This window comes from Micromonospora sp. NPDC047620 (assembly GCF_043205005.1).
Lineage (GTDB): Bacteria > Actinomycetota > Actinomycetes > Mycobacteriales > Micromonosporaceae > Micromonospora.
The window spans coordinates 24161-39290 of record NZ_JBIDDG010000029.1 but is presented as its reverse complement, the minus strand read 5'-3'; the positions used below and the strand labels follow the sequence as shown (position 1 = coordinate 39290).

The 15130-nt window shown below is 73.0% G+C and carries 15 protein-coding genes; 7 read left to right on the top strand and 8 right to left on the bottom strand.

All coding sequences use genetic code 11. From position 1 onward, the window contains the following. Window positions 1–17: 17 nt before the first annotated feature. Genes ACGF5C_RS27580 through ACGF5C_RS27570 form a run of 3 tightly spaced genes read right to left on the bottom strand, consistent with a single transcriptional unit; the run spans window position 18 to window position 3578 of the window. The gene (locus ACGF5C_RS27580) at window positions 18–1355 is read right to left on the bottom strand and encodes an FAD-dependent oxidoreductase (RefSeq protein WP_393306207.1); all 1338 of its coding nucleotides are present in this window, start codon (window positions 1353–1355) and stop codon (window positions 18–20) included. Beyond that, window positions 1352–2659 carry a kynureninase gene (kynU, locus tag ACGF5C_RS27575; RefSeq protein WP_393306205.1) on the bottom strand — a complete coding sequence of 436 codons (1308 nt, stop codon included), beginning with the start codon at window positions 2657–2659 and terminating at the stop codon, window positions 1352–1354. Before kynU ends, ACGF5C_RS27580 begins: the two co-directional genes overlap by 4 nt. A 19-nt stretch (window positions 2660–2678) precedes the next feature. Continuing rightward, window positions 2679–3578, bottom strand: coding sequence for a tryptophan 2,3-dioxygenase (locus ACGF5C_RS27570; protein ID WP_393306203.1), 900 nt, complete (start codon window positions 3576–3578; stop codon window positions 2679–2681). Window positions 3579–3746: 168 nt separating this feature from the next. Here ACGF5C_RS27570 and ACGF5C_RS27565 point away from each other — a divergent pair, with 168 nt between their 5' ends. The 3 genes from ACGF5C_RS27565 to ACGF5C_RS27555 all read left to right on the top strand — a co-directional run bounded on the left by ACGF5C_RS27565 (window position 3747) and on the right by ACGF5C_RS27555 (window position 5677). Beyond that, complete coding sequence (locus tag ACGF5C_RS27565) at window positions 3747–4202, top strand: Lrp/AsnC family transcriptional regulator (RefSeq protein ID WP_393306201.1); 456 nt, start codon at window positions 3747–3749, stop codon at window positions 4200–4202. Window positions 4203–4339: 137 nt separating this feature from the next. Next, on the top strand, window positions 4340–4816 hold the full coding sequence (locus ACGF5C_RS27560; RefSeq protein WP_393306284.1) for a hypothetical protein: 477 nt from the start codon (window positions 4340–4342) through the stop codon (window positions 4814–4816). 12 nt (window positions 4817–4828) lie between these two features. Then, window positions 4829–5677: a class F sortase gene (locus ACGF5C_RS27555; protein WP_393306200.1), complete on the top strand. Its 849-nt coding sequence runs from the start codon at window positions 4829–4831 to the stop codon at window positions 5675–5677. 17 nt (window positions 5678–5694) lie between these two features. Here ACGF5C_RS27555 and ACGF5C_RS27550 read toward each other — a convergent pair whose 3' ends face one another. Then, complete coding sequence (locus tag ACGF5C_RS27550; RefSeq protein WP_393306198.1) at window positions 5695–6228, bottom strand: HNH endonuclease; 534 nt, start codon at window positions 6226–6228, stop codon at window positions 5695–5697. Window positions 6229–6524: 296 nt separating this feature from the next. On the opposite strand from ACGF5C_RS27550, the gene ACGF5C_RS27545 reads away from it, so the two are divergent. From ACGF5C_RS27545 to ACGF5C_RS27535, 3 genes are all read left to right on the top strand, one after another. Then, a complete protein-coding gene (locus ACGF5C_RS27545) occupies window positions 6525–7577 on the top strand; it encodes a mechanosensitive ion channel family protein (RefSeq protein WP_393306196.1) in 1053 nt (350 codons plus the stop codon). Window positions 7578–7808: 231 nt separating this feature from the next. Continuing rightward, entirely contained in the window at window positions 7809–9242 is a 1434-nt protein-coding gene (locus ACGF5C_RS27540; protein ID WP_393306282.1) for an MFS transporter, read from the top strand. 92 nt (window positions 9243–9334) lie between these two features. Further along, window positions 9335–9724 carry a globin gene (locus tag ACGF5C_RS27535; protein ID WP_393306280.1) on the top strand — a complete coding sequence of 130 codons (390 nt, stop codon included), beginning with the start codon at window positions 9335–9337 and terminating at the stop codon, window positions 9722–9724. A 100-nt stretch (window positions 9725–9824) separates the two neighbouring features. Here the strand turns inward: ACGF5C_RS27535 and ACGF5C_RS27530 are convergent, their stop codons facing one another. The 4 genes from ACGF5C_RS27530 to ettA form a co-directional block, all read right to left on the bottom strand. After that, window positions 9825–10412, bottom strand: coding sequence for a YbjN domain-containing protein (locus ACGF5C_RS27530; RefSeq protein WP_393306194.1), 588 nt, complete (start codon window positions 10410–10412; stop codon window positions 9825–9827). 149 nt (window positions 10413–10561) lie between these two features. Next, window positions 10562–11275, bottom strand: coding sequence for a hypothetical protein (locus ACGF5C_RS27525; RefSeq protein ID WP_393306192.1), 714 nt, complete (start codon window positions 11273–11275; stop codon window positions 10562–10564). Then, the gene (locus ACGF5C_RS27520; protein ID WP_357695622.1) at window positions 11272–11718 is read right to left on the bottom strand and encodes a thioesterase family protein; all 447 of its coding nucleotides are present in this window, start codon (window positions 11716–11718) and stop codon (window positions 11272–11274) included. Before ACGF5C_RS27520 ends, ACGF5C_RS27525 begins: the two co-directional genes overlap by 4 nt. A 1-nt stretch (window position 11719) precedes the next feature. After that, a complete protein-coding gene (gene ettA / locus ACGF5C_RS27515) occupies window positions 11720–13396 on the bottom strand; it encodes an energy-dependent translational throttle protein EttA (RefSeq protein ID WP_393306190.1) in 1677 nt (558 codons plus the stop codon). 321 nt (window positions 13397–13717) lie between these two features. On the opposite strand from ettA, the gene ACGF5C_RS27510 reads away from it, so the two are divergent. Further along, the gene (locus ACGF5C_RS27510) at window positions 13718–15118 is read left to right on the top strand and encodes a trehalose-6-phosphate synthase (protein WP_350708526.1); all 1401 of its coding nucleotides are present in this window, start codon (window positions 13718–13720) and stop codon (window positions 15116–15118) included. Window positions 15119–15130 lie beyond the last annotated feature (12 nt).

Genomic DNA, 15130 nt, shown 5'->3' with positions numbered 1-15130 from the left:
GGGATCCCAGGTGACGGTCATCGACGCCTCCCTCGGTTGATCGCCACGCCGATCGCGCCGGCCAGCAGCGCCGCCGCGCCGGCGGCCACCGCACCCAGCACCCGGTGCTGACGGCGGACGCGCCGCACCACCTCGGCGTACGGGGTGGTGGAGAAGGACACCAGCTCGTACCGGGAAACGTACCGGCCCGGCAGCGCCCGTTCCAGCGCGTGTTCGACCTTCCGGCCGGCCTGGAACAGCGGGGAGGCCACCTTGTCCCGCATCTCCACGAAGTTGGCCAGCGCCATCCGCGCGATGGCCTCGGCGTTGGCCTGCCGCCGCTGCTGGAACAGCGGCAGCGCCGCCGACCAGTCGTCGGCGCACTCGTCCAGGCAGCGGTCCAGCTCTACGACGTCCTCGAAGGCGCAGTTGGCGCCCTGGCCGTAGAACGGGACGATGGCGTGCGCCGCGTCGCCGAGCAGGCCGACCCGCCCGTCCGCCTGCCACGGCGTGCAGCGCACGGTGCCGAGCACGCCCACCGGGTTGTGCTGGTAGTCGTCGACGAGGTTCGGGGCGAGCGGCGGCAGGTCCGGGTAGTGCTCGGCGAAGTGCCGCTCGATCGCCGCGGGGCTGCCCAGCGAGGCGAAGCTGGCGGTGCCGTGGGTGGGCCAGAAGAGCGTGCAGGTGAACGAGCGGTCCGGGTTCGGCAGGGCGATCATCATCGAGGTGCCGCGCGGCCAGATGTGCAGCGCGTCCGGGTCGAGGGCGAAGTCCCCGCCCAGCGGCGGGATCGTCAGCTCCTTGTAGCCGTAGTCGAGGAAGTCCAGGCTCTCGGTCAGCAGCCCGTACGCCAGCAACTGCCCGCGCACCGCCGAGCCGGCGCCGTCGGCGCCGAGCACGACCGACGCGCCGGCCGCGACCTTGCCCGCCGGGGTCTCGAAGGTCATCTCGCCGGTGGCCGGGTCGAGCCCGACCAGCCGGTGGTCGAAGGCGATCCGCACCCCGGGCAGGGCGGTGGCCGCGTCCAGCAGGGCGTTGTTCAGCGCACCCCGACTGATCGAGTTGATCGCCCGGTCGCCGGAGGCGCTGTACGACTGGAACTGCGGCTCCCCGTCGACCGGGTGGACCATCCGGCCGCGCATGGGCAGCGCGTCGGCGAGCACCTGCCCGTCGAGGCCGATGCGGCGCAGCGCGTCGAGGCCCCGCTCGGAGAGCGCCAGGTTGATCGATCGTCCCCGCTCGACGGTGCCGGTACGCGGGTCGGGCCGCCGCTCGTAGAGCGCCACCGGGTAGCCGCGGCGGGCCAGGAAGCAGGCCAGCAGGCAGCCGGCCAGGCCGGCGCCGACCACCGCGATCTCGTCCCGTTCCGCGCTCACCGGTCCGCCTCCACCGTGGTGGCCAGCGCGTCGGCGGCCCGCCAGCAGTCGTGGTACGTGGAGTAGAGCGGCACCGGGGCGAACCGGATGATGTCCGGTTCGCGGGCGTCGGCGATGACGCCGTGCTCGTGCCGCAGCCGCTTGGCCAGCCCGGCGGCGCTGCCCGCGCCGATCCGCACCGAGAGTTGGCAGCCCCGCCGCTCGGGCTCACGCGGGGTGACCACGGTCAGCGGGCGGTCCGCGGTCACCCCGTCGAGCAGCCGCGCCAGGTAGCCGGTGAGCCGGATGCTGCGCTCGCGCAGCGCCGGCATGCCGACGGAGTCGAACAGCTCCAGCGAGGTCCGCACCGGGCCCATCGCGAAGATCGGCGGGTTGGAGACCTGCCACGCCTCCACGGTGGCCGGCGGGCGGGAGACCGGGATCATCTCGAACCGGGTCGCCGCGTCGGTGCTCCACCAGCCCTCGAAGCGCGGCAGCCCGGGGTCGCCCAGATGCCGCTCGTGCACGAACACGCCGGCCAGCGCGCCCGGCCCGGAGTTGAGGTACTTGTAGGAGCACCAGGCGGCGAAGTCGACGTCCCAGTCGTGCAGGGCCAGCGGGACGTTACCGGCGGCGTGCGCCAGGTCCCAGCCGACCACGGCCCCCGCCGCGCGCCCGGCGGCGGTGATCGCCGGGATGTCCATCAGCTCGCCGGTGAGGTAGTTGACCCCGCCGAGCAGCACCAGCGCCACCCGGTCGCCCTCGGCGGCCAGGTAGTCGGTCACGTCCTCGGTGCGCAGGGTGTCCTCGCCGTCGCGGGGGCGCAACCGGACGACGGTGGCGTCCGGGTCCAGGCCGTGGAAGCGGGCCTGGCTGCGCACGGCGTAGCTGTCCGAGGGGAAGGCGCTGTCCTCGATGACGATCCTGGTCCGCGCCCCGGCCGGCCGGTAGAAGCTGACCATCAGCAGGTGCAGGTTGACCGTCAGGGAGTTCATCACCACGACCTCCGCCGGGGCGGCGCCGACCAGTCGCGCGGCGGGCGCCGTCAGCAGCTCGTGGTACGGCAGCCAGGGGCGCTCCGCCTCCAGGTGGCCCTCGACCCCCAGCCGGCTCCACGCGTCCAGGTCGGCCAGCAGCTCCCCACGGGTGGCCCGCGGTTGCAGGCCGAGGGAGTTGCCGGCCAGGTACGCGGCCTCGGGGTAGCGCCCGCCGTCGGCCGGCGGCACGTGGAACAGGTGGCGGTGCCCGGGGTCGGCGGCGTCGCGGCGGTGTGCCTCGGCCTCGCCGGCGGCGAACCCGGAAGAGTCTGGTGCGGGGGTGTTCATGGGGTGTCTCGCTCTCCGGTCACATCGCGGTCCGGGCCGACCACAGCTCGGGGAAGACCACCCGGGCCATGCTGCGCTGCAACCACGCCAGCCCGGCGGAGCCGCCGCTGCCGACCTTGGCGCCCATTGTGCGCTGCACCGCCTTGACGTGGTGCTGTCGCCAGTCGCCGAACTGCTCGGCGACCTCGGTCAGCGCCTCGCCCAGCAGCCGGAGGTGGTTGTCCGGCCCGGCGTCGGCGTAGATCCGCACCCAGGCCGCCTCGACGGCGGCGTGCGCCTCGTGCTCGACGGCGACGTCCCGGTCCAGCAGGTCGGCCGGGAGGTCGTGGCCGTGCCGGGCGAGCAGCGCGAGCACGTCGTCCCAGACGCTCGGCGCGGCCAGGGTGGCCCGCAGCTCGGCGTGCACCTCGGCCTGGCGCCGGAACGGCCGGATCAGCGCCTCGTCCCGGAGACCGAGCAGGAACTCCAGGTGCCGGTACATCGCCGACTGGAAGCCGGAGCCCTCGCCCAGCAGGTTGCGGAACCGGTTGAAGTCGGCCGGAGTCATCCAGCGCAGCCCCTTCCAGGCGGCGTTCAGCGCCTCCAGGTGCAGGGCGGCACGGCGCAGCGGGGCCAGCGCGTCCCACACCCGGTCGACGCGCAGCAGCCGCTGGGTCTCGCGCAGCTCGTGGCAGGTCAGCCCGAAGTACAGCTCCATGATCTGGCTGACCATCAGGAAGGACATCTCGCCCGGGTCGTCGCTCAGCGGTCGTTGCAGCCGGTGCAGCGTGCTGGCCTGCACGTACGCGTCGTACGGCACCCGCTCGGCGAACTCCAGGGTCGGCTCCCCGCCGTTGCGGGCCGCCCGGGCGGCGCGCTGCCGCGGGGTGACCGGGCGTACCGCCGCCCGGGTGGGCGCCCGCAGGTCCGTCTGCTCCACCGGTCCTCCTCTGCTCGCTGGGTGCGCCGGCCTGGCCGGGCCGGGTGACCGACATGATCCCGCGGCGGAACGGGCGGATGGAATGCCGGATCAACGGCTCTACCGCCCTCCGACCTGCGGCGCGGAAGGTGCGAGCGCGATTCGGCTTGGAGAAAGTAAGGTCGCCTCATGGACGACATGGACTGGGCGCTGCTGCGGGAGTTGCAGGCCGACGCGCGCCTCTCCTTCAGCGAGCTGTCCCGGCGGGTGCACCTGTCGCCGCCGGCCGTGGCCGAGCGGGTGCGTCGGCTGGAGGAGGCCGGGATCATCACCGGCTACCACGCCCACGTCGACCTGACCCGGGCCGGCCGCACGGTGGTCGCGTTCATCCGGATGTCCTGCTACGGCTCGCGGTGCATCCTGCACGACCCCGAGGTGGCGGGGTGGCCGGAGATCCTGGAGATCCACCGCATCACGGGCGACGCGTGCAGCATGCTGAAGGTGGCGGCCGGGTCGATCGGGGAGTTCGAGGCCGTCATCGACCGGCTCGCCCCGTACGGCCAGCCGTCCAGCACGATGGTCCTGTCGACCCCGCTGGACTGGCACCCCGTCACCCCGCTGCCCTCCTCCCCCCGCCACCGCTGACCGCGATCCGGGTTTGCCCCGGGGCCAGCGGGAAAGCAGGCGCTGTTGCCCGGGGAGGATTCCGGTGATCGTCACCGGAAGGGGGGATCATGCCGGTGTTCACAGCGTTCACACGTGCCCTGACCAGCGCCCTGTCCGTGTTGGGCCTGGTCGGGGCGTTCGTCCTGATCACGATCGCGCCCGTGCGGGCGGGCGAGAACACCTTCGTCGAGGTGGTGCCCAACAGCGCCCAGGCCGGCACCAGGGTCAAGATCCGGGCCAGTTGCGACAACGCCAACAACCGCCAGGCCACCGTACGCTCCGACGCCTTCGGGGGACCGGTGGTGCTGCGGCCCGACAACGGTTTCCTGACCGCCCAAGCCACGATCCCGGGCAACAAGCAGCCCGGGGACTTCCCGGTCGACCTGCGCTGCGACAACGGCAACACCGCGACGACCACGCTCACGGTGCTGAACATGGAGCAGCCCACGAAGGGGCCGGCGACCGGGGGCGGCGGCACCGCCGGCGGCACGGGCACCGGCTCGGTGCTGCTGGTAGGCGGCCTCGCCGCGGTGGCCCTGGCGGTGGGCTTCGGATTCCTCGGCAACCGTCGTCGGACCGGGACCGGTTCCTGACCCGCCGCCGCCATGGCCCGCTCCCAGAGGCGTACCAGGCGATCCGGTCCGGGCCGGGTCCGGACGACCACCCGGCGGGCGCTGCGGGCGTCCCGCCGGGCCGCGGCCGCCACCGCCCGCCGGCTTCGGCGGGTCGCCGGGGAGACGGTGTCGGCCAGTGTCGCCACCAGCGACCCGGCGGTCGGGCCGCTGCCCGCCCGACCCCGGCACCGCTGGGTTGCCGCCGGTCGCCGGCTGGCGCCCGGCCGGAACCCCGGGCTCCCGGTCCTGGTGATCGGGACGCTGATGGTGCTGATCATCGCGATGCTCGCCGTGGAGCGGGTCGCCGGCGTGAGCGTGCTGCCGGACCGGTTCATCGCGGGGCTGCGGCCACCGCCGAAGAAGTTCCCGGTGCTGCCCGCCAGCCCTCCCGTCGACATCACCATCGACCCGATCGACGTCCGGGCGCCCGTACACAACGTCGGCATCGCCCCGGACGGCAGCATCGGCGTGCCGGACGCCGCCCGAGCCCAGGAGGCCGGCTGGTACGACCAGGGCCCGACCCCCGGGCAGTACGGCCCGGCCGTCATCGTCGGGCACGTCGACACCTCGACCGGGCCGGCGGTCTTCCACAAGCTGCGGGACCTGCGGGAGGGCGACCCCATCGAGGTCGCCCGCGCGGACCGCTCGGTGGCGGTCTTCGAGGTGGAAGCGGTCGAGCGCTTCGGCAAGGAGCGGCTGCCCGTCGACGAGGTCTTCGGCGACTTCAGCCGCCCCCGGCTACGCCTGATCACCTGCGGCGGGCGCTGGGTCGGCGGGGAGACCGGCTACGCCGACAACGTGGTGGTCTTCGCGTCCCTCGTCCGATCCCGCACCACCTGACCGGGTGGCCTCGCGGGTCAGGCGGCCTCGGGCTCACGCAGGTCGAGCCAGTCGGCCCAGCGGGGGTCGGGCACCCGGTGGCCGAGGACCCGCCAGGCGGTGCCCTTCGGGGCGGCCGGCAGCGCGTGCAGCCGCCAGCCCAGCTCGGCCGGGGTCTTGTCGCCTTTGGTGTGGTTGCACCGGGCGCAGGCTGCGACGACGTTCTCCCAGGCGTGCCGGCCGCCACGGCTGCGCGGGAAGACGTGGTCGATGGTCTCGGCAGGGCCCCGGCAGTAGGCGCAGCGCCAGCTGTCCCGGGCGAAGATCGCCCGCCGGGAGAGCCCGACGTGGGTGCGGTAGGGCACCCGCACGAAGCGGGTGAGCCGGACGACCGACGGCACCGGCAGCGCGTTGCGGGCGCTGTGCAGGACGCCGTCGCCGTCGGCGACGCAGACCGCCTTGGCGGAGAGCACGAGGATGGCGGCACGACGCACGGATACGACACACAGCGGCTCGTAGGTGGCGTTGAGGACCAGCGCACCGGAGCCCACCGTGGGTCGTATGTCAGGCATCGCGATCACCCTCCCGGTTCAGCGGCCCACACTCACCACCGCCGACCGGGAACGGGCACAGCGACCCACCACGGCCGACGCCGGCCGGATCACCGACGTCCGTGCGCCCATCGTCCCTGATCGGCCCCCGGATTGCACGTACTAATCCGGGGTCCCTCCGGAAGCGTCTCTCCCGTCTGTCACGATGACCGGTTCGCCCTCGTACGGCCGGCGTGACCCGGGCACCGCGCGGGGCCCCGGTCACGGCCCGGAGGGTCGGCGGGAGCGCGAGGCCCCGGGTGCGGTACGAAGACAGCGTGACCGCTGCCAGCCTCCTGCCGCTCGCCCTGCCCGCCGTCGAGGCGCCGACGCCGGACCCGTCGCCGACCTGCCTGGACGACGCGCTCTGCCGCAGCGTCTTCGACATCACCAACTCGGTGTGGTTCGCCGAGGGCAGCTACTGGATCCTGCTCAAGCCGCTACGGATCGTCATGATCCTTCTGCTGGCGGTCGCCGCCCGGTGGCTGGTGCACCGGACGATCAGCCGGCTGGTGCGCACCACCACCGACGCGGGCGTGCCCACCATGCTGCGGCCCCTGCGCGAGCGGATCCCCACCGCCGCCGCGGAGCCGGGCGAGTTCGTCCCGGAGCGGCGCCGCCAGCGGGCCGAGGCGATCGGGTCGGTGCTGCGCAGCCTCAGCACGGCGTTCATCTTCGGCATCGCGGTGCTGATGGTGCTCAAGGAGTTCAGCTTCGACCTGGCCCCGCTGCTCGCCAGCGCCGGCATCGCGGGTGTGGCGCTCGGCTTCGGCGCGCAGAGCCTGGTCAAGGACCTGCTCGCCGGCCTGTTCATGCTGATCGAGGACCAGTACGGCGTCGGCGACACGGTGGACCTCGGAGAGGCGACCGGCGTGGTGGAGTCGGTCGGGTTGCGGGTCACCACGGTCCGCGACGCGCGGGGCGTGCTCTGGTACATCCGCAACGGCGAGATCGTCCGGGTGGGCAACAAGAGCCAGGGCTGGGCCATGGTCGTGGTGGACCTGCCGATCGGCTTCGCCGGCACCGAGCAGGCCACGGCGGTGCTGCGGACCGCGGCCGCCTCGGTGGCGGTGGACCCGGAGCTGGCGCCGGAGATCGTCGAGCCGCCCGAGGTGCTGGGCGTCGAGCAGATGACGATCGAGGGCGCGGTGATCCGTACGGTGGTCAAGACGACCGCCGACGGGCAGTTCGCGGTCGGCCGGGAGCTGCGGCGCCGGCTGGCCGAGGCGCTGGAGAACTCGGGCATCACCGCGAAGATCGCGGCCGCCCGGCTCTATCCCGGCGTGCCGATCGCCGCCCCCGGCGAGACCGGGCAGGGCGGCGCGACCTGAGCCGGCCGGGGAGGCCATCGGCGGGGGTCGCGGTCCGGGCGGCCCCTCGGGTATCGTCCGTTCGTTCAGTCGGAGATGCGACGATCAATCCGTTCGCCCTAGCCAGTTGTCAGACGATCGGGCAGAATCCGGTGCACGCGCTCCCCCAGAGCGTGATCACGTCCTCGCTGATCCGTGAATCTGACGACGGTTCCCGGGCCCGTCCATCACGAGTGGACCGCCCCGGGAACGATGGAGGCGACGGTGCCCGACCAGCGACCATCCCCGGAAGGGCCGGCAACCTTCCGTGAGGTGTTCGCCGATCGCGAATACCGCGCCGTCTTCGCGGCGAGCGCTCTCTCCTGGATCGGCGACTACATCGCCAAGGCCGCGGTAACCCTGCTGGTCTACGAGGCGACCCGGTCGGTCGCGCTCTCCGCGGCCGCGTTCGCGGTGAGCTACCTGCCCTGGCTGGTCGGCGGCCCCCTGCTCGCGACGCTCGCGGAGCGGCACCGCTACCGGCAGGTCATGGTGGTCTGCGACCTCGTCCGGATGGTGCTGATGGTCGGCATCGCCATCCCCGGCATGCCCGTCCCGCTGATCCTGGCCCTGCTCTTCGCCACCACCCTGGCCAACCCACCCAGCCAGGCCGCCAAGTCCGCGCTGATCCCCCTGATCCTCACCGGGGACCGGCTGGTGTTGGGGCTGTCGATCAACAGCAGCGTGGGCCAGGCCGCCCAGGTCGTCGGCTACCTCGCGGGCGCCGCCATCGCCGCCTTCAGCCCCACGGTCGCGCTCCTGGTGAACGCGGCGACGTTCGCCCTGTCGGCCGCGCTGGTCCGCTTCGGGGTGGCGGACCGCCCACCGGCGATGACCGCCGCGCACCGCAGCCACCTGTTGCGGGAGACCGCAGAGGGCTTCCAGATCGTGTTCGGCACCCCGGTGCTGCGGGCCATCGCCGTCCTGGTCTTCGCCGCCATGCTCTTCTCCGTGGTGCCGGAAGGCCTGGCCGCCGCCTGGGCCAGCGAGCACGCCGGCCCTCTGGACGCCGGCGCCGCCCAGGCGATCATCATGGCGGCCAGCCCCGTCGGTTTCATCGTCGGCGGTCTGGTGATGAGCCGGGCGTTCGGGCCGGACCGGCGCCTGACCATGATGCGGCCGTTGGCGGTGCTCTCCCCACTGGCCCTGGTGCCGGCCCTGTTCGACCCGCCACCGCTGGTGGTGGCGCTGCTCGCCGCGGCCTCCGGGTTCGCGGTGGCCGGCATGCTCCCGGTGGCCAACGGCCTCTTCGTCCGGGCCCTGCCCACCGGCTTCCGGGCGCGCGCCTTCGGGGTGATGGCCACCGGCCTCCAGGTGATCCAGGGCCTGGCCGTCCTGATCACCGGGCTGCTGTCCGAGCGCTACCCGATCCCGATCGTGGTCGGGGTGTGGAGCGCCGTGGGCGTCCTGCTGATGGCGCTCACCGCCCTGCGCTGGCCGAGCCAGCCGACCATCGCCTCCGCCGTCGCGGCGGCCGAGGCGGCGGGCAGGGCGACAGCGGGCACGGCGGTCCCGTTGGCCGGCAGTGCCGGTACGGAGACGGGGCCGTCGGGGGACGGCCGGCGCGGCCCGTCGGAGCAGCTCGACGGCGACCCGGTGGGCGGCCGGCCGGGCGAGCCGGGCTACCAGCGGCACGCGGTGAGCTGACGCACAGCCCGCCACCCTCCGACCCCCCGGATGGCACCTGGCAGGATGGAACGGTGAATGCCGCAGGTGAGTCCGACCGTCCCGGCGCGTCGATGACCCTCTTCGAGGCGGTGGGCGGCGAGCCCACCTTCCGCAAGCTGGTGGACGAGTTCTACGCCGGGGTCGCCACCGACCCCCTGCTGCGCCCCATGTATCCCGAGGAGGACCTCGGCCCCGCCGCGGACCGACTGGCCCTGTTCCTCATGCAGTACTGGGGCGGCCCGCACACGTACTCCGCCCAGCGCGGGCACCCCCGGCTGCGGATGCGCCACGCGCCGTTCCGGATCGGCGCCGCCGAGCGGGACGCGTGGCTGCTGCACATGCGCCACGCCGTCGACCGGCTCGACCTGCCGCCGGAGATCGCCACCGCGCTCTGGGACTACCTGGAGCGGGCCGCGTATTTCATGGTCAACATGATGGAGGACCCGACCGGGCCCGCCTGACCGCGCGCCGGGGCGGGCGCCGACTCGGGGCGAGCCGCGTCAGCCGGGCCGCCTCGGCTCGGCGCACGGCCGCCTCGGCTGGGAGGAGGGCGACCTCGGCTCAGAGCAGGGCGCCCTCGTCGTGCAGCCAGTCGACGAAGCTGGTGGCGACCGCCGCGCCACAGTCGAGCATCTCGACCAGGAGCGCGTCGTGCGTCCCGGCGCCGAACGGCACCTGCAGCTCCGCGTAGATCGGCAACTGCCCGCGCTCCGTCGGGTCGCCGATGTAGGCCTTGCAGAAGCGGCGGGTGTGGTTCCACTCGTTGACCACCCGGTAGGCCCGGTCGGCCCAGTCGGGCGGCACCGTCGCGTGTGGACGGGCCCGCATCACCAGGATCTCGTCCTCGGGACCCTCCAGGGTGACCAGCACCGCGTGCCGCTCCCACATGGCCAGCAGGTTCCCGTCGCCGTCGGCCAGGTAGCGCACGTCGAGCAGGTCGAGCGCGTCGCAGACGCGGCGCAGGGTGACCGGCTCGACGGTGGCCGGCATGTCCGCCATCACGGGCCGCTCGGCCGCCGGGCAGTCGTCTCCCGGCTGACGGGGGGCCGGTGGTCCGACCCGGACGGTGCCCTCCACTGTGATCCCGCTCCGACTGTCCGGATCGCCGCCGCCGTTGGCGGGACCGGGGCGCCATGACCACCACGGCATCGTTCGCGCACCTCACTCCCCAGCGGATCCAGCCGCCTACGGTGCGTTGGATCCGAGGATGGACGGTACCCGGACAGCCGGGTTGAAGCACCCCCCCAACGACAGCCCCAGGACAGAAGAATGACCATGGGTCGTCCGAACGGATGACCTCAGAGGGGCCGCACGGCAAGATCCGTAGCCTTCTGCGACCAGATCGCTCCATAAGGTCCCACGAGTCCGACCCAACGGCCGACCGTGCGCACCTGGACGTCGCCCGCGCCGGCAGCGCCGGCAGCCTCCCCGGCGGCGCCCAGGAAGCCCATCCGGACCAACCCCTGGACCATCCGCTGGGTCACCTCGACCGGCTCGCCGGGCGGGTCGTCGGGGGTGACCACCACCGGCACGTGGTCGAGCAGCGCGTCGCGCAGCGCCCGCTGGCCGACCGCCCGGCCGGCCACGCCGTGCGCGGCGGCGTCGCGCAGGGTGCCCGCCGCCGCCGCGGCGATCCGCCGCAGCTCCCCCGCCGGCAGCGTCTCCACCCGTCGGCTGGCCGGGGGCGGCAGCGGCCAGCGCCACCGCTCGTCCCGGCGCCGGGGCAGGGCCCCGCCGCCGGCCGCCAGCTCGGCGAGCAGCTCGCCGGCCCCGACGGTGACGTCGCCGGGGCCGTCGCCGGCCACGGTACGGACGACCAGCACCCCCCACGGCAGGTGCCCCCAGAGGGCCGTACGCCCCGCCACACCGATCGGCCGCAGCCGCACCGGCGCATCCCGGTCCAGCCGCACCAGGCGGGCGAGGAAGGCCCCCGCGTCGGCCGCGTCCACGATCCCGTGCCCGCCGCCGGCCGTGCCCGCCGGTGTGGGGGCCGGTCCCCCGGTCCCCGTCACGCCGGCCCGAGCCGCGGCGCGTACGAGAGCAGGAACTCGCGCTCCTCCGGGCTGACCCGCCGGGGCGTCTGCCGGGTCAGGTCGAACGGCACCAGCACGGAGCGGGCCCGGCTGGCCAGCACGTCGCCGTCGTACAGCTCGTAGGCGACCGTGAAGGACGCGGCCCGGATCTCCTCCACCCACAGCTCGATGCGCACCGTCGGAGCCGCCTCGGCGGTGGCCCGGCCGAGGGCGTAGTCGACCGGGCGCAGGTAGTCGACCTCGTGCCGACGGATCACGACCCCGTCGGCGAGCGAGCCCACGCCCCACGCCCGGCCGCCGGCGAACATCAACGCCACCCGCGCCTCCTCGTAGAGGGTGAGGAAGCGCGAGTTGTTGACGTGCCCGTACGCGTCCAGGTCCGACCACCGCAGGGTGCAGTGGTAGACGAATCGGTCAGCCACGTCAGTCGCGGGTCAGCTTGCGGTAGGTCACCCGGTGCGGGCGGGCCGCCTCGGCGCCGAGCCGGTCGATCTTGTTCTTCTCGTACGCATCGAAGTTGCCCTCGAACCAGAACCACTTGGCCGGGTTCTGGTCGTCGCCCTCCCAGGCCAGGATGTGCGTGGCGACCCGGTCGAGGAACATCCGGTCGTGGGAGATGACCACGGCGCAGCCGGGGAACTCCAGCAGCGCGTTCTCCAGGCTGCCGAGCGTCTCGACGTCGAGGTCGTTGGTCGGCTCGTCGAGCAGGATGACGTTGCCGCCGATCTTCAGCGTCAGCGCCAGGTTGAGCCGGTTGCGCTCGCCGCCGGAGAGCACCTTGGTCGGCTTCTGCTGGTCCGGCCCCTTGAACCCGAACGCCGCGATGTACGCCCGGGACGGCATCTCGACCTTGCCCACCAGGAGGTGGTCCAGCCCGTCGGAGACGGTCTCCCAGACCGTCTTGTCGCCGGCCAGGCCCGCCCGGCTCTGGTCGACGTACGACAGCGAGACGGTCTCGCCGACCCGGACCGAGCCGCCGGTCGGCTGCTCCAGCCCGACGATGGTCTTGAAGAGGGTGGTCTTGCCGACGCCGTTCGGGCCGATGATGCCGACGATGCCGTTGCGCGGCAGCGAGAACGACAGGTTGTCGATCAGCACCCGGTCGCCGAAGGCCTTGGTCAGGTTGTGCGCCTCGATGACCGTGTTGCCCAGGCGCGGGCCCGGCGGGATCTGGATCTCCTCGAAGTCCAGCTTGCGGGTGTTCTCCGCCGCCGTCGCCATCTCCTCGTACCGCTCGAGGCGGGCCTTGGACTTGGTCTGGCGGGCCTTGGCGTTGGAGCGGACCCACTCCAGCTCCTCGTCGAGCCGCTTCTTCATCTTGGCGTCGCGGCGCCCCTCGACGGCCATCCGGGCGGCCTTCTTCTCCAGGTAGGTGGAGTAGTTGCCCTCGTAGCCGATGGCCCGGCCGCGGTCCAGCTCCAGGATCCAGCCGGCCACGTTGTCGAGGAAGTACCGGTCGTGGGTGATGGCGATGACGGTGCCGGCGTACTTGGCCAGGTGCTGCTCCAGCCACTGCACGCTCTCCGCGTCGAGGTGGTTGGTGGGCTCGTCGAGCAGCAGCAGGTCGGGCGCCTCCAGCAGCAGCTTGCAGAGGGCGACCCGGCGGCGCTCGCCACCGGAGAGCTTGGTGACGTCGGCGTCCGGCGGCGGGCAGCGCAGCGCGTCCATGGCCAGCTCGAGCTTGGAGTCGATGTCCCACGCGTCGGCGTTGTCCAGCTCCTCCTGGAGCTTGCCCATCTCCTCCATCAGCTCGTCGGAGTAGTCGGTCGCCATCTGCTCGGCGATGGCGTTGAACCGCTCCAGCTTGGCCTTGGTCTCGGCGACCGCCTCCTCGACGTTGCCGAGGACGGTCTTGGTGTCGTTGAGCGGCGGCTCCTGGGCCAGCATGCCCACGGTGTAGCCGGGCATCAGCCGGGCCTCACCGTTGCTCGGCCGGTCCCACCCTGCCATGATCTTGAGGAGGCTGGACTTTCCGGCGCCGTTCGGACCGACCACACCGATCTTGGCCCCCGGCAGGAAGTTCAGCGTCACGTTGTCGAGCACGACCTTGTCGCCGTGCGCCTTGCGCGCCTTTTCCAGGACGTAGATGAACTGGGCCACGGTGCGGGCTACCTCCGTAGGTTGCGACTGGGGGCCGGCGGGCGCGGGCTGCGACTTCCGTCCGCCGCCGGCCGCTGGCCGGCCGCACGCACGCCGCCGTCAATCCTGACAGGTACGCGCCGCCGCGCCCACATCACCCCGCCCGGCCGGCCGGGCGCGCCGCGTCGCCGCCGCAGGCGACCAGCCCTGTCGACAAGATCACGTACGGGGTTGCGCCGACGTGGACCGGGTAGGTGACTCCGGCACGGGGCCCCAGACGCCGCAGCTAGGCTCAGTACGCTCATTCGCGGTTGACCCGTCAGCACCCGGAGGTGGCCGAACGTGACCGTCCGCAGCTCCTTTGTCGTAGTGGCGAACCGGCTACCGGTCGACGAGGTGAGCACACCCGAGGGACGGCAGTGGCGCCGCAGCCCCGGGGGGTTGGTGACCGCGCTGCACCCCGTCCTCGCCGAGCACCAGGGCACCTGGGTCGGCTGGGCCGGCGGCACCGGCGCCGCCCCCGAGCCCTTCGACCTGGAGGGCATCCGGCTGCACCCGGTGCCGCTGAGCGCGGAGGAGTTGGAGCGCTACTACGAGGGCCAGTCCAACGCGACGATCTGGCCCCTTTACCACGACGCGGTGGAGACGCCGGCCTACAAGCGCCGCTGGCGCGAGGCGTACCGCCTGGTCAACGCCCGCTTCGCGGAGGCCGCGGCGGAGGTCGCGGCCGAGGGGGCGACGGTCTGGGTCCAGGACTACCAGCTCCAGCTCGTCCCGGCGATGCTCCGCGAGCTGCGGCCCGACCTGCGGATCGGCTTCTTCCTGCACATCCCGTTCCCGCCGATCGAGCTGTTCATGCAGATGCCGTTCCGCACCGAGATTCTGCGCGGCCTGCTCGGCGCGGACCTGGTCGGGTTCCAGCAGCGGCTCGCCGCGCAGAACTTCGTCCGGCTGGCCCGGCACCTGCTCGGGCTGCGCTACGAGGGCCAGATGATCCAGGTCGACGGCCGCCAGGTGAAGGCCGGCGCGTTCCCCATCTCGATCGACACCAAGGAGATGGAGCGGCTGGCCGCCGACCCGGCGATCCAGGCCCGTGCGAAGGAGATCCGCGAGGAGCTGGGCAACCCGAAGACGATCATCCTGGGCGTCGACCGGCTCGACTACACCAAGGGCATCGAGTTGCGGCTCAAGGCCTTCCGCGAGTTGCTCGCTGACGGAAAGTTGACAGTCCCGGACGCGGTTATGGTGCAGGTGGCCACGCCCAGCCGCGAGCGGGTCGAGCACTACCAGGCGCTTCGCGTCAAGGTGGAGCGGGAAGTTGGTCGGATTAATGGCGAATTCGGCAGGGTCGGCGTGCCGGCGGTGCATTATCTGCATCAGTCGTACAGTCGCACTGAACTGGCCGCGATGTACGCCGCTGCCGACGTGATGATGGTGACCCCGCTCCGGGACGGAATGAATCTGGTGGCCAAGGAGTACGTCGCATCACGCGCCGACCAGGGCGGTGCGCTCGTGCTCAGTGAGTTCGCCGGCGCGGCCACCGAGCTGCGTCAGGCGTTCCTGTGCAACCCGCACGACCCCGACGCGGTCAAGGACGCCCTGCTGCGGGCCGTGCATGTCGAGAAGCCGGAGGCCCGCCGCAGAATGCGGACTATGCAACGCCATCTACGCGCCCACGACGTGGGGCACTGGGCCAAGTCCTTCCTCACCGAGCTCGGTGTGCCCGAGGCGGAGGAAGCGTGAACGCCGCCAGCG